Here is a 15,087-nt window from a genome sequence, read left to right on the forward strand (position 1 = left end):
ACCGCGCGGTCCAGTTCGCCGGTGATACGTACCCCACCGGCTATGTGGTAGGCCGTGCTCGATGGGTCCAGTTGAGATAAGAACCACAAACTTTCCTGGCCGAAAGTCAACAACAGCCCCTCGTTCTGTTCGCCTTTGGCTATCGACGCTACGGTTGCCGCCGCGCTCTCGTTAGTCAGGGTTTCGACTGCGGCGGCAAATTCTCGCAGTTTCGGTTTCTCGAAAAATAGTACGGGCTCAACCGTTACGCCGAGTCTCTCACGCAGAGCGGCGACGGCTTGGATAACTGCAATCGATTGGCCACCCAGGGCAAAAAAGCTCTGCTGCGCCGAGACCGTGGTGACGTTCAATGCCTCGCGCCAAATCCTCGCGACTTGACGCTCGAAATCGGTCAATTCTTCGGCAGCGGCTTGTCCCTGCTGGCGCTGCCCGTACCATTGCGACGCATACACATCCAGAGTACCTTCGCACCAGGCTTGATAACAGGCGCGGCGTTGCAATTTACCGCTGCTGGTTTTAGGCAAAGCGCCGGGATTGAGCAGCAAGATCAGTGCCGCCGGTTGCTGGCAGCACTGCGCCAGCGTCTCGTTGACGGCATCGAACAGGTTTTCCGCCGGCACCAGCTTTTGCGTACCGCGGCCGATTTCGGCGGCGATGCCTATGCCCTCGCGACCGTCGGCATCAATCGCGAATGCGGCGACCCGGCCCTTGCGCAATAGTTCGATCTGTTCTTCCAAGACTTGCTCGATGTCTTGCGGATACAGGTTTTGACCGTGAATCAGTATCATGTCCTTGACCCGTCCTGTCACGAACAGGCGGCCATCACGAACAAAACCCAAATCGCCGGTGCGCAACCAGGTTTTGCCGTCTGCGTAAACAAAGGTTTCGCGGGTTGCCGCCGGATTTTGCCAATAGCCGTGGGTGACGCTGGGGCCGCTGAAACGGATTTCGCCGATACGGCCTTCATTACAGTCGCCCCCGCTGGCGGGATCGACGATTGCGAGTTGGTGTTCCGGCTGCACTAGCCCGCAATCGACGATGACGCTGCCGCTTTCGGTCAATTCAGCGCGATGTTGGGCCAGCGCGTCGGCTGCGCAAACCACGGCTTGCGCACCCTGGCCGGGTAAGCCGCCGCTGACCAGCAAGGACGCTTCCGCCAGGCCATAGCACGGATACGGCGCACTCGCCGGCAAACCTACGGATGCGAATTTTTCCGCGAAGGTACTCAGGGTTTCGTGGCGTATCGGTTCGGCGCCGCAGAACGCCAGGCGCCAACTGTCGAGGCGCAAGCCCTGCATTTGCGCTTCACTAATGCGTTCGTTGCATAGACGGTAAGCAAAGTCCGGTCCGCCGCCGATGGTGCCGCCGAAACGCGAAACTGCCGCCAACCAGCGCAGCGGCCGCTCCAGGAAATGGCGCGGCGACATCAAAGCCAACGGAATGCCGCTATATAGAGGTTGCATCAGGCTGCCGACCAGGCCCATGTCGTGGTAAAGCGGCAACCAGCTGACGAACACGTCGTCTTCACGTATCCCGAAGCCGTGCTTGATCGCGCGTTGGTTGGCCAGCAGGTTGTCGTGGCCGACCATGACGCCTTTGGGATTGGCGGTGGAACCCGAGGTGTATTGCAAAAACGCCAAAGTATCGCGAGCGATTACGGGCGTGCGCCAAGTGTCCGCCTCGGCGCTGTCGATTCGGTCAACAGCGAGCGCAAGCGGACGTTCGCTGACACATAGAGTTTCCAACGCCGCGTTCACGCCGTCCAGCAGTGCGGTATGGCTTAGCACCCGTTTTGGTTGAGCGTCGCGCAAGATCGACGCGACGCGCTTTAAGTTTTGCGGCGCTTGCGATTCCGGCGGATAAGCCGGCACCGCGATGACGCCGGCATACAGGCAGCCGAAGAACGCACCGACATAATCGATACCGCTGTGCAGCAAGATCAATGCCCTGTCGCCGGGCGCGCAAACCGTTTGTAAATGCGCGGCTACCGCGCGGGCGCGGCGATCGAGATCGGCGAAACTGTAGCTCGAAACCTCGCCGGCGCCGTCGGCGATGCAATGCAAAGCGATGCGCTCGGGATGCATTTCGGTGCGCCGGACTAACAAATCGACGAAATTTTGGGCGTGAGCGGGGTTGATGATCATCGTGATTTTTAAGCGGGGAGAGGTTGCGAATAAGGTCCGGCCATCGCCACCACGACCTTGCGCGGACCGCTGAACGGCGCGCGGGCGTGGGCGGCCAACATGTTGTCCAGCATCATCACGTCGCCGGTTTGCCACGGAAAGGAGATGGTCAGTTCGTCGAGCACGCCGCGAATTTCAGCCAAAATACCGTCCTCGATGGCGCTGCCGTCGCCGTAATACACGTTGCGCGGCAAGTCTTCCGGCTCGAGTATTTCAAGCAAGGCTTCGCGCACGTCCGGCTCCAGATTGGAGACGTGAAACAAATGCGCCTGGTTGAACCAGACCCAATCGCCGGTGACGGGATGTTGCGCGGTGGCTTGGCAGATCTGCCGGGTGCGCAGTTCGCCGTCGTCCTTCCATTCGCAGACGATGCCGTGTTCGCGGCAGTAGCGCTCGACCACGGACGGTTCTTCGCTGTTGAACACTTGCGTCCACGGCACATCCAGGCCGTTGCCGTAATTACGCACGTACATCAGGCCATGCTGTTCGAAGCGGCGGCGGATGGCCGGATCGATGCGGCGATAGATTTCGCGGCTGTCGGCGATCGGCGTTTCTCCGCCTCGTTCGGCCACCAGCGCGCTGTAAAACCAGATTTTCATCGGCCATGCGCGGGTATAAGCCTGTTCGTTGTGCAGCGGAATGGATTGGTGCGGCGGATATTCGGTCGAGGTATACACGCCCTCTTCCACCTTGGTGCGCGGGGTGGAACCGAACTCGTAACTCAACAGCGGATGGCCGAAACCGGCGGCGAAGGCTTTGAACTCGGTCGGGCCGGATACACCAAAACCGCGGAACAACAAACCGCCACAACCCGACAGCTCGCGTTCGGCCAACCGCCGCAATTCGTCCATTACGTCGAGCAATGCGACGCCTGGCACCGCAGGTCTGACCAACAAGGGTAAACTGCCGGAGGCTATCAGATTTTCGGTTACCAAATTCGGAGCTATGGCGTTCATGCAATGTGTTAGTCAGAAAATTGATTAATGACCGTCGAGCGTTCGGGTGTTTGCCCTGAGAGAATCAACTTCGTGGAGAAACGAGATGACTTCATTGGGAACTCTCTGCAAGGCAAACACCCGAACGCTCGACCCGGGCGCGGCCCAAATAACGGCTTAGGGTGGCCAAAACCCGCGTTTCTTGGCTTTGAATGAAAAAGTGGTCGCCGTCGAAAACATCCAACGTGAATTCGGCATTCGTTTCCAACTGCCATGCGCCCAAGGTTTCGGGGGTGGTCTCGTCTTGTTTGCCGGCCAGCACATGGATCGGCATAGTTAAAAGCGTGCGTTGGCGCTGGAGATATAGGGCGCATAAACGAAAATCCGCGCGCAATATGGGTAGCGCCAATGCCATCAACTCCTTGCTCGCGAATACAGCCGAGTCGGTGCCGTTCAAACGGCGCATTTCCACCCGCAATTCATCATCGGTTTCCAAATTTTCAAAGCGGCGATTGTCGCGGCGACTGGGCGCGTGCGTCCCCGAAACCATCAGCGCGCGGGGCATGGGTAATCCGAGCTCGTGCAGAGCGTGTGCAGTCTCGAACGCAACCAGCGCTCCGAAACTATGGCCGAACAGCGCGTAAGGCCGATCCGTAAAGCCGGCTATCTCGCCAACCACCGTTTCGATCAAACTGTTCCAGTTCTGTGCCAACGGTTCTAACAGGCGAATTCCGCGCCCCGGCAATTCGACCGGTTTGATCTCCAGCCAGCTCGGGGATTGTCGCCGCCAACGCAAATATACAGTCGCGCTGGCACCGGCGTAAGGAAAACACATTAGACGCATGGCGTTATCCTTGCCCTTGCTCTTCCATGAATCGGCGCAAGCTTAAGGGACGCATGTCGGTCCACACCTGTTCAATGTATTCCAAACATTCTTTTTTTACGCCGGACTTGCCGACCGTGCGCCAGCCGTTCGGCACGGCTTTGTAATCCGGCCAGATCGAATATTGTTCTTCGCCGTTGACGACGACTTGAAATACGGTGTCTTCGCTATCTATGCTCATACTGTTCTCAAATGCAAAATTGGTCGAAAAATACTTCCCGCGACAGCATCATCAACGCAGCGCGCTTGTGCGGAAAATCGAATTCCTTGGGTTTGCAAAAGCCGGCCTGCTGCATATAGCCGATCATCTTGGTATTGTCGGCTCGCGGTTCCGCAACCAAGTTGCGTGTGCGCGGATCGTCGAGAAACATGAAATGGGCCAGCGACGGCAGCCAGGCGGCCACTCGCTGAGGACCGCGCCAACGTTCATCGCCAACCAACATATGCACACCGCGATCGTAATCGTCGACCTCGTAATACGGCGCGATGCGATCTTCCTTGGCCCAGTAAATCTCGAAATAGCCGAACGGCTCGCCGTCGAAACAGCCGAAAACCGGATGCATGTGGGCATCGGCGGTGACTTTTTGCAGATATTCGCGGTGCATGTCCTTGCTGCCGGCCAATTCCCAGAATGCGGAAACCCGAGGATTGTTGTGCCAGGCGTGGAAAGTGTCCAAATCCGTTTCAGGGTCTACGGTACGGAAGGACAGCGACAAGCCCTGTTCAGGCAAATAGCGGCGGTAAACCTCGCCGGCCGCAACCGGCGCACGCAACGGATGACGCTTACCGTCAGTGATCGTGTAGTGCAACGGAAACGCGTAGGCGTTAAATTGAGACAGGAAAAGCTCAACAATCTGTCGTAGCATGCCGCGACGGCTGATAACCAATTCGCTTAATTCGCTGGACCGGGTCGCGGCGCCGCTTGCAACCAACGGTGCAATCAATTGGCCGTGCTCGACCAGCGACAGTTCGATTTCCAATAATTGCGGATGACTGTCGAACATGCCATGTAGAGCCGCAAGCAACACGGGAACGCCGGTATCGGTTTCAACCCCGCCAATCTCTATTAGCTGTAGCGCAGCCATACTCCCCGGACTCGAAGCCAGTTGAAATACGGCGCTATGCTGTTGATCAAGGGTGATCATCAACTCAGCTTCGGCGAGTATTAAGTCCACCTGCCGCCCACCGGGCAAGGTTTGTTTCAAAAAGTTCGGATTCATGAATAAAAGCTAAATGGTGTCGCTATTTAATGACTGTTTACGCTGTTGTAAATAATAATGATTATCATTTGATTGGTCAAGCCGCAATCTCAACCCACCCGATAAATCTTCTCGGCCTCTAAAGTGCTTGCAGTGCTTTCGATTTGATCCTGTGTATTCCTTACCCATTTCAATGCGGTTGGACAAGGATCGACGTCGTAAACCGGGTTTTCCAGGAGACTATTGATGATCATCGCCGATCGCCAGGCAGCCAAGCTAAGTTGGGCGTCGGCAACACCGTGGCTGTTGCGGCCGGCGTTTTGCAGATAGATACGGTGTTGTTCAGGGCCATCCCAGGCGACGGTGTAATCCTCTCGTAAGCGCGGAAAACCTTCTTCGTCGAGATCCAGTCGGCCGGCAAGCGCACTGAGGCATGACGGTAATTGGTAGTGGTAGCCGGTCGCCAGGATGATCATGTCCGCCACCTCCGACTCGTCGTCATTATTGAAACCGTTGCGCATGTGCAGATGGTAGCCACCCTTGTCCCGCCCCATCAGATGCACCTCGCGATGCGGGAAAATGGCGTAGGGCGTCGTATCGCTATTCAGAAAGTCCGTGTCATATAAATATTGCGACAAGACTTGCAAGGTTGCCGGCGAGACGCCGTCGCCGGTCAGTTTATGCGAGCTGACGATAGGCGGCTTGCCTGGTTCCGGCAGCTTATGGAAATGGCGGACGTAATCGGGCGTGAAGTATTCGTTGATGAAGGCGGTTTCGTCCAGAGGTTCCAGATTCGCGCGACGGCTGATCCAGGTAATCTGCTCCGCTTTGCCGCGATGGCCGGCCATCAAGTCCAGAAAGATTTCCGCGCCGCTTTGCCCGCCGCCGATGATGGCAACGCGTTTGCCGGTCACTGAAAAATCGGAAGTCACGTAATGATGGCTATGCAAACATTGTTCACCAACATAGCGCTCGACCCAGGTCGGGATGTTGGGCCGCATACCGGTCGCCACCACCAAATGGCGGCTATGCACTCCATCCAAACCATCGCCGCTAAGTTTAAAGCCATTCTGTGCGAACTCGACGCCATCCACGCCGGTTCCGAAACGCAGATTCGGCAATTGTTCCGCCACCCAGCGTAGATAATCGGCAAATTCGACCCGCCGCACCCTGGGATACTCGGCGTTGATAAACCGGTAAAACCGGCCTTTCTTAACCAGATAGGACAGAAAACCATACGGACTACTGGGATCGACGGGTGTGACCAGATCCTTTAAATACGAGGTTTGCATCTGGGTACCGGGCAACATCATGCCCGGATGCCAGTTGAAACTGTCGCGGCGCTCGAAAAATCGAGCCCGGCATTGCGGAACCTTGGACAGCAATGCCGCCAGACTGAGATTGAATGGCCCGATGCCGATACCGGCCAGATCAAGAGTGTCGTTCATTGCTGTGTCCTGTGATGATGGTGAAAATAAAAGGTCGCATTATTCGGGTTGCAAGTGGATACGTTCTACAGCGCTGCTCAGAATGCGTCCCCGGTCGGTCATTAACGGCACATAGCCGCCTTGCAGCCAAGCCGACGTCATGTCCCGATAATGCGAGGAAAACGGGCTGCCGGACTGGCCGGTCCCGAGGATAAAAACCGAGTCTTCCGGCTCGGCCAAATCGTAAATCGCCCGAAAGGCTGCACCCGCTTCGCCCAGGTAGCGCCCGCTATCTTCGTCATAGCGGTAGCCGCTGACGTTGACGGTGTCCATGCCGCCGGCGCTTTCGCCTTCGACATTGAACAACGAGCTGAGGAAAGGCACTTGGCCGAAAGGGTGATGCTTGAAGACAGTGACATGCGCCTTGCCCCAGCGCCATTGCTTCGGATCGTTGCCATAATGCCGTTTGAGATTCAGCAAGGCTGCTTGCAAGGCTCGTTCGATTTCCGCATCGCACAACGCCGCGCCTAAATCAACGGCGGCGCACCAGCGCCCGCCGCCGCCATGACTGTTGTTTAACACTTGCAGCAAAAACTGCGGTTGATAATCGCCGACCAGTTCGTACAAATCACCTAATTTTTCCTGATACAAAATTGCGGCCAACTGCCTGATCCATTCGGCAAAAATCAGGGGCTGCGCGGAGTCGTCGGCCATGCGCATATCCCAATCGCGTAGGCCCTGTAAAATTTGTTTGGATTCTTGACCCTTGCTCGTTATCGCCAGCAGTCTGGGCAATAATTGCGCCGCGAATGGGTTGGCGACATCGTTTTGAATGGCTGCAAACGACGCCACATCATGCTTGGTGCGGCTATCCAACAGTTCGCCGATGCGCTCGGCCCGGAAAGGCAAGGCCCAGCCGGCGGTGATGAAATAGGGGTAAGCCGGCGGCGTGATTTTTTGATTGGCGGTGACGATTTTGCCGTCTTGGCTGGCCGTCTGCTGAGGCAGTTGTTCGAAGGGAATCAGTCCCTGCCAGTCATAGGCTGCCAGCCACCCCGGCGCCGGCAAGCGCCCGTTCAGGACATTGTCAGCGCCGCGCACCGGCACCCGTCCCGCGGCGATAAAGCCTATGTTGCCGTCAATGTCGGCATAAACAATATTTTGCTGCGGCGTATGGAAATCGCGGGCAAATACCTGCAGTTCGGATGCGGATTGCGCACGCCCGGCATTGAGCATGAAACGAATGGTGGCATCGTCCTCGCGCAGGCCTACCCACCTCAACGCAGCCACCCTGCCGTTCGGCGCCGCCTGCCGGGCGTCGTTATCGACATCGGAAATGACCGGGCCATGACGGCTAACGCGAACAGTCAGCTCCTGATCCGCTTGATCCTTGACTTTGATGATTTCCCGGATAGTCGTGAAGGCCTGCGCGCCGGAAGGTGTCAAATACCGATTGGGTTGAGCCGGCAACGGTTGTTCAAGAAAAATATCCTGACTGTCCGGCCCGGTGTTGGTGAAGGACCAGGCCACTCGCTGGTTCCGTCCCAATAAAATACCGGGTATGCCGGGTAAAGTAGCACCCACGACATTCAAGCCAGGCGCGTGCAGATGAGCGAAATACCAGAGCGACGGTGCGGTCAGCGGCAAATGCGGATCGTTGGCCAGCAATGGCTTGCCGCTGGCAGTACGACTGCCGTCGACCACCCAATTGTTGGAGCCGATGCTTTTATGGGCTTCTTCGCGGTGTTGCGCCAGTAGCTTGCCAGCCAGCGGCATCAGCTCGGCATAAAGATTTGTGACATCAGGTAGCACGCTTGGCGCATCGCCCGGATAAGGCGGAAACAGGTCGGCGAATTGTTCCGACGACAAACGCTGCTGAAGCCTGAGATTGAGCAACTCTTCCCACCAGTTACCGGACAGGCGCCAGGCCATGGTTTTTAACCAGACCAGGGAGTCGGCGGGCTGCCAGGGTTCCGGACGGGGAGCGCCGGTCAAGTAAAACTCCACCGGCAGCACGGAATCTTGCGCCAGATAGGCATTAACCCCTTGCGCATAGGCTTGCAGACTGGCGAGGGTTGCCGGATCGAGTTGTTGCAGATTAGCCTCGGCTGCCCGTCGCAAACCCAGCACCCGCATGAAGCGGTCCTGCTCCAGCGCATCACCGCCGAAAACTTCCGCCAAGCGGCCGGAGCCAGCTCGGCGATTCAAATCCATTTGCCACAATCGATCCTGGGCGTGCATGTAACCCAGCGCAAAATATGCATCATCAACAGTGTTGGCGTAGATATGCGGTACCGCATGGTTATCGCGGATGATTTCTATCGCCCTGGGCAATCCCGGCAATTTGAGGCTGTCGTTTTCGGGTGAGAATTGCCCAAACGCGAACCAAGCACAGCCTAGAACCAACAAACCCAGCCATGGCCTCAAATACCGGACTGACCTCCATGTCATATCCTTAAACCCCTTGCTATCCATATATTTTGCGTTCCAGCCGCCACAGCTCGATTTATGCCGATAACTGGGATAGCTGAGATTTACGTCTAACAGCCAACATACCAAACAGGGCCGACATGAACATCCAGGCCGCGCCAGGCAACGGCACCGCGACCGGCGCTTCGGCAATCGGCGCGCCTTGCGCTACCGCAGCTATGTCGATCGCGACTTGAGCGATACGAGTACCCGCCGCGGCTGACAAATCAAACGAGTATGAATCGCCAGTCGGAGCAAACTCCAGATCCCAAATCGCCAGTGATTGATACAGCGCGTATTCGATCGAGTCGACGACAATACTGTTACCGGTGTCGGTCAGTCCAAGAAAAGTAGGCGTCAAGCCGTTCAACCAAATGTTGTCGTAGTCAACACCATTGCCACCAGCCACCCAAGCTTCCAATTGCATCGCCACCCGCACCACTTGCTGAGAGGCTTGCGCAATACTGCCTTGAATATCGGCATAGGCGAAAATCGAATCGCTATCGTTGGACAGATTACCGTTGCCGTCGATGCTGGTGCCGCCGTCCCAGCCGAATTGCGCGCTGGTTAACCCGTAACTGCCGGCCAGCAACTGGCCGTCGAAATTGAAACTGTCCCATTCCGCATAAACGGTACCGGCGTCGCCGCGACTCCAGCCTCCCCACACCGCTTGTTGAGGGTAGTCGAAACCGTAGCCGGCACTGTAAGGATTGAGGGAATTGGCGATGTCCGCGGATGCAAGACTCGACTGTCCGGCCAAGCCGGCGGCCAGCAGTAGTGATAAGGTTAGTTTTTTCATATTGAATATCTCTTGAATTTATGTCGTGGAATGCAACCGGCCATTAACCGGTTGCTTGCTTTATTGAAGGCCAGCTTGCCGTCACTCGACCGAGCAGGACTCCTGATCGTCGGCGGTGATTTCCAGACTCCAGCCACCCTTGACTTCGCCGGCAAACCAGTAAAAGTCGTCAACCACGTACAGTTTCCATTGACCCGATGGATCGATACCGTTCAGATTGCTGAGTTTCGGACCATTGGTCACTTTTTTGTAAGTGCTTGGATCGCCCGCTGTCGGCGTAGCCAACACGGTAGTTGGCGTCAAAGCGACTGACGTGGCCGGGTCTTGCAGTTCCAAAGGAGCTGGCGCAGGGAAATGATCGGTATCCGGGTTATTATCATAATCAGTAGGTTTGAATGCACGTAGTGAGGTATCTGTCCATACCCCTACCCATTCATCATAGATAATATGATAGAGAGGGTTAGGAGTGCCGTCACGGTTAAATTCTCTTCTACTCAACCGACCATCATCGCTGACAGAACGAGGCAGCGGCAGAGGTGCCGAGTCGTCGAATTTCCAGTTCAGGTCTTCCGCCACAACGCCCAAAACGCCACCTTCCGGTGTCGCGCCAGCAGCACTGACGTTGGAAGCCAGCATCACATATTGACCATTTGGCGCTACCAGCAACATATCGACATCGTTCAAATAATCATGGTGAATACCTTTAATCGTGACATTGACATCCGTGATTTTGGCATCTTTAGGAAATGCTCCCTTGGGAACATTGATCATTGCCGGATAGGTCTTTGCCACCTTCACCGGTACGGCTGGAGCACCCTCTGCGGTATAAGTATCCAATAGCTCTGCACACTCCGCATCATCCGGATTAGCACAAGTATCTTGAATAACGATAGGTCTTGGGTTGGCAAAAGATCGGGTTACGCTATCTGCGATAGCCGTACCAGTCGGCAAGATTGATAGCAAGGCAACAGCGCCTGCCAACGGTTTGATCACCGCAAGATTCAAACGTTTAGAGACTGAGTTCTTCATATTCATTTCCATAATAAAAGTTGATGACTGTTCAGATGTTCCTATTCAGGACAAACATCAATTGACGAGAGAGGAATAATAAATGCCTATCTAAATGAGAACGATTATTATTCTCCTTACGTTAAAAACCGTTGTCAACCAGTTTTTCAAAAGTATTCCGCTTAATTAATGAATCGGGAAATTTTCAGGCCGTTGAGTGCTGGATGAAGTGAGTGCAATGCATGTGCTCAGTGAAAGCAGGCGAAAATAAAAATGCTTTACATATAAAATGAGAATCATTATCATTTACTAAAACTATCGAAAGGACCTCTTTATGAAATTTTTGAATTCATTTTTTAGAAAGCCTTTAACGGTAAAGCTTGAAATCGAACCGAAATTTCTGGCTTCGCTAATGGAAAACGGCCAAATCCATGCCACGGATTTCCGCTGTCTGGATTTCAGTTCGAAGCAAATCGTCTGGAAGATGCTGTTGTCTCTAGCCAAATCGAAATTCGGCAACGACGGCAACCTGCTCGAAGGCCAATAGCCCGTGCCGACCTTGATCGCAATTACTTTTTCACCTGCTCGGAGGAAACATCCCATGACTAAAAAACCCTGCACTCATGAATATCTGGCCAATAGCGATACAGGCAAAGTATTGATGTGCCGCGACTGCGGCGTCGTGCATTTGCACATGCAGAACATGTCGTTACGTTTCGACGTGGAGCAATTTGCCGAATTCGCAGCCATGATGACAAGCGCATCGAAACGCATGGCCCATGGATCGACCGAGACCGTCAGAAAACGTCCGTCACTGACCCTGGTCCATTAACGCGCGGCTTTGCCATGAATCTGATCCGCTTGATGTTCAGCCAGTTCAGGCTGCCCTTATTGTTAGTGTTCACTCTAAGCATCAGCAGTGCCGGCTTGGCGGTTTGGGTCATCGCGTATACCAACGACCATTTGCTGCATCCGCAGTCCGATGTGAAGACCACGCTGATCGAGTTCGCCGGCCTGTTACTGGCGGTGTTCGCCATCGGCACCGCCTCTCAGATCTGCATGACGACGCTGGGGCATCGGCTGGTCTATCAAATACGCCGCACCATGGTGAAACGCATCCTGGATACCAACTTGGAACGCTTGGAACAACTCGGCCCGCCGCGCTTGCTTGCCAGCCTGAACAGCGACACCAGCCATCTGACCTCCGCCTTCATCAGCCTGCCGTCGGCGGTTTACGGCTTGGTCTTGAATCTGGGCGGTTTTGCTTACCTGGCCTGGCTGTCGCAATCACTATTCGCCGCCACCGCCGGCTGGATGCTGTTGACCGTGATCGTGGGATGGCTTTTGATGCGCCAGACCCACGCCCGCATTGACGCAGCCCGCGCCATCGAAGATTTGTTGTACGAGGATTACCAAGCCGCGTTGCTGGGGCGCAAGGAACTGACATTGAACCGCGAACGCGCGCAGCGGTTTTACCAAGACGAATTCGAACGCCATGCCGCCGCCAGCCGCGACCACGAGATTTCCGCGGACGTCTTCAACGGCTTTAACGAGAACTGGGCCAACGTGATGATTCTGGGTTCGATCGGCTTGGTGTTCTTTTTGGCCCAGGGCCTAGACTGGGCCGACCACGCGGTCGCCACGACTTACTCTTTGACGATTTTGTTTCTGCGCACCTCGCTGACAGGGCTGATCGCGGCGATCCCCAGCTTGATCAGCGGCAGCGTCGCGCTGGATAAACTCAACAGCCTGCAGCTGCCGGAATACAGGTCCGACTTTTCTCGAACGCCTCAGCCCTTGCTGCCCGACTGGAAAGGCATCGAGCTACAAGGCATACGCTATCGTTACCCGGAAACCGACCGCGGCAATCGCTTCTCGGTCGGCCCACTCGACTTCACGCTTAATGCCGGCGAAATCGTATTCCTGATCGGCGGCAACGGTAGCGGCAAAACCACTTTCACCCGCTTATTGACAGGTTTATATACACCTCATACCGGCAACATTTTTTTGAACGATTCAACCGTAACGAAACACGACTTGCCAATTTATCGCCGCCTGTTCTCCACGGTGTTTTCCGACTTTCACTTGTTCCACGGGTTAATAGGTGCAGACGGCCACGACGCCAACCCGAAACAAGTCGCATATTGGCTGGATCTGTTGGACTTGACGCACAAAGTCAAAGTCGAAGACAGCCGGCTGCTGGACAGCCGCTTGTCGCAAGGCCAACGCAAGCGCCTGGCGCTATTGGTCGCGATACTGGAAAACCGGCCCATATTGGTATTGGACGAATGGGCCGCCGACCAAGACCCGGGCTACCGCAGGCGCTTTTACATGGAACTGTTGCCATTATTGAAAACACAGGGCAAAACCGTGCTTGCGGTCACCCACGACGAACATTACTTCCATGTCGCCGACCGCGTTCTGAAGATGGATGAAGGCTATTTGCAGCCGTTTCTCGCCAGCAAGCCCACGCCCGGCGTATTGCACGAAACGCCCGCGGAAATCAGTGCATGTTGAATCATGCTGGATCCGTATTCGATGAACTTCCGTTCCTTACTCTTCGTTCTAATACTTGTGTTCTTATCGTCCTTCGAAACGGTGCACGCCTCCGACGACACCAAAATTCGCCAAATCGTAGAGCATATGCTGCATGAGAAAAACACGAAGATCGAACAATTGGAAAACCATGTGCGTCAATTGGAGCGGAAACTCGACGCGTTGACTCAGGCCTCAGTACACCCGGAACCGACCTCCGCGCCGAATATACCTAATCCGACACCGATAGACGTTGCGCAAACCCACCCGAACGAACCGGCACAAACAGCCGATGCCAAATCGGACAGCGACGAAGGCGGAATTTCCACCAAACTACATGAATTGGGCAAAACGGTCGGCGAATTAAAAGCTGCCGTCGCTGAAAAAGGCCTGGAAATAAGCGGTTTCTTCGACGTCAATGCGAAAACAGCCAATTCCACTAACCAAATTTTCAGCGTCGGTTCGTTGGAACTGGATTTGGACTACGTTCACGACGCACATTTCGGTGCAGCCAGCGCCTTGGTCCTGTGCGGCAACTCATACAACGCGGATTACGGCGCACCCGCCGCCGTATTTTGCGGCAGTAGCGGTCCTGGCGGTCTCAGCGGCGGCAATACCATGGCAGGTATCGCAGTGGCAATGATCGATTACCACCTATACGACCCGGGTTCCACCGCGCGGCCGCATTTTCAATGAGCGGAGCTTGCATATTCAGGCCGGCCGTTTCGACTTACCGTTCGGCATCGATTATCAGCACTTCGCCGCCAGAGATAGAATCACAGTGACGCCTCCGTTGACCACGTCGGTCATGCAATTGGGCGGCTACAACGCCGACGGCATAAGGTCATACGGCGCCTGGAACAACCTTAACTTTTCCGTATTCGGGACGGACGCTTTCTATAACGACAAAGGTCACATCATCGGCGGCCGGCTGGGCGTGCGCTTCGGAGAGCGGCCATACAGCGTACATAATCCCGGTAAAGGTATCGAATTCGGCATTTCCCATCTCAGCCAACTGGATGGCGACAACGATAATCGTATCAGCGTTTACGGCGCTGATCTCAGCATCGATTACGGCGCGTGGCACTTAGAAAACGAGCTGATGTTTCTACAAACCCATCGGGATCAAACCTTCGATGCCGACGGCAATCCATTGTTCGACCAGTACGGCAACTCTGTCGGCAAAAACAATCAATTCGGTTATCACTCCACGCTAGTGGTCGATTTGAAACCCTTTATCAAATGGTCGATCCGCGCCTTTGCCCGCTTCAGTCAATGGCTGCCGAAACAGCGCATCGGCCTGGATTACGATGGCAGTGCAGTGTCTATTGAAGATATATCGATGTTGAACCTCGGTTTCAACTACGAATTCAGCAATTATCTGCAATTGAAATTCGAATACGACAACTCATTGGGTACAGCCACCGGAGAGCGTTATTTCGACCCTCAAGTCAGTATCGGACAAATAGTCGTCTCTTTTTAACAGGAGGAGCACTTATGCGTAAACCAAAGTCTTCAGCAACCGCCTATTTGTTAATCGGCATCTGTTGTTTAGCACTATCCGGAACCTTGTATCTAGTACTTAATTGCGTTATTAAGCGCTAATAATGTAATGTTGGAGGAATGTCACGAGTAGCCCCAAAAATTGA

The 15,087-nt window shown here is 55.0% G+C and carries 14 protein-coding genes; 5 read left to right on the forward strand and 9 right to left on the reverse strand.

What is annotated here, in order from left to right:
• From ACW73I_RS21955 to ACW73I_RS21995, 9 genes are all read right to left on the reverse strand, one after another.
• Positions 1-2,144: AMP-binding protein (locus tag ACW73I_RS21955; RefSeq protein ID WP_458031642.1), on the reverse strand; the 2,144-nt coding region annotated here is incomplete at its 3' end.
• Between the two features lie 8 nt (positions 2,145-2,152).
• Complete coding sequence (locus ACW73I_RS21960; protein WP_458031643.1) at positions 2,153-3,139, reverse strand: TauD/TfdA family dioxygenase; 987 nt, start codon at positions 3,137-3,139, stop codon at positions 2,153-2,155.
• A gap of 91 nt (positions 3,140-3,230) precedes the next feature.
• Complete coding sequence (locus tag ACW73I_RS21965) at positions 3,231-3,962, reverse strand: thioesterase II family protein (protein ID WP_458031644.1); 732 nt, start codon at positions 3,960-3,962, stop codon at positions 3,231-3,233.
• A 4-nt stretch (positions 3,963-3,966) separates the two neighbouring features.
• A complete protein-coding gene (locus ACW73I_RS21970; RefSeq protein ID WP_458031645.1) occupies positions 3,967-4,182 on the reverse strand; it encodes an MbtH family protein in 216 nt (71 codons plus the stop codon).
• Positions 4,183-4,189: 7 nt separating this feature from the next.
• Positions 4,190-5,221: a GNAT family N-acetyltransferase gene (locus ACW73I_RS21975; RefSeq protein ID WP_458031646.1), complete on the reverse strand. Its 1,032-nt coding sequence runs from the start codon at positions 5,219-5,221 to the stop codon at positions 4,190-4,192.
• 89 nt (positions 5,222-5,310) lie between these two features.
• The gene (locus tag ACW73I_RS21980) at positions 5,311-6,648 is read right to left on the reverse strand and encodes a lysine N(6)-hydroxylase/L-ornithine N(5)-oxygenase family protein (RefSeq protein ID WP_458031647.1); all 1,338 of its coding nucleotides are present in this window, start codon (positions 6,646-6,648) and stop codon (positions 5,311-5,313) included.
• 39 nt (positions 6,649-6,687) lie between these two features.
• A complete protein-coding gene (locus tag ACW73I_RS21985) occupies positions 6,688-9,078 on the reverse strand; it encodes a penicillin acylase family protein (RefSeq protein WP_458031648.1) in 2,391 nt (796 codons plus the stop codon).
• Positions 9,079-9,133: 55 nt separating this feature from the next.
• Positions 9,134-9,895, reverse strand: coding sequence for a VPLPA-CTERM sorting domain-containing protein (locus ACW73I_RS21990; protein WP_458031649.1), 762 nt, complete (start codon positions 9,893-9,895; stop codon positions 9,134-9,136).
• 81 nt (positions 9,896-9,976) lie between these two features.
• Positions 9,977-10,924, reverse strand: coding sequence for a hypothetical protein (locus tag ACW73I_RS21995; RefSeq protein WP_458031650.1), 948 nt, complete (start codon positions 10,922-10,924; stop codon positions 9,977-9,979).
• Positions 10,925-11,237: 313 nt separating this feature from the next.
• Here ACW73I_RS21995 and ACW73I_RS22000 point away from each other — a divergent pair, with 313 nt between their 5' ends.
• The 5 genes from ACW73I_RS22000 to ACW73I_RS22020 are packed head-to-tail and all read left to right on the forward strand — an operon-like array spanning position 11,238 to position 14,921.
• Positions 11,238-11,450 carry a hypothetical protein gene (locus ACW73I_RS22000; protein ID WP_458031651.1) on the forward strand — a complete coding sequence of 71 codons (213 nt, stop codon included), beginning with the start codon at positions 11,238-11,240 and terminating at the stop codon, positions 11,448-11,450.
• A 54-nt stretch (positions 11,451-11,504) separates the two neighbouring features.
• Positions 11,505-11,735, forward strand: a complete 231-nt coding sequence (locus ACW73I_RS22005) for a DUF6686 family protein (protein WP_458031652.1) — start codon at positions 11,505-11,507, stop codon at positions 11,733-11,735.
• A 14-nt stretch (positions 11,736-11,749) separates the two neighbouring features.
• Positions 11,750-13,420 carry a multidrug ABC transporter permease/ATP-binding protein gene (locus tag ACW73I_RS22010; protein ID WP_458031653.1) on the forward strand — a complete coding sequence of 557 codons (1,671 nt, stop codon included), beginning with the start codon at positions 11,750-11,752 and terminating at the stop codon, positions 13,418-13,420.
• 21 nt (positions 13,421-13,441) lie between these two features.
• Positions 13,442-14,134 (forward strand): hypothetical protein, encoded by a 693-nt coding sequence (locus ACW73I_RS22015; RefSeq protein ID WP_458031654.1) that lies wholly within the window; start codon positions 13,442-13,444, stop codon positions 14,132-14,134.
• Between the two features lie 7 nt (positions 14,135-14,141).
• Positions 14,142-14,921, forward strand: a complete 780-nt coding sequence (locus ACW73I_RS22020; RefSeq protein ID WP_458031655.1) for a hypothetical protein — start codon at positions 14,142-14,144, stop codon at positions 14,919-14,921.
• Positions 14,922-15,087: the final 166 nt, after the last annotated feature.

This window comes from Methylomonas sp. MgM2 (genome assembly GCF_054172045.1).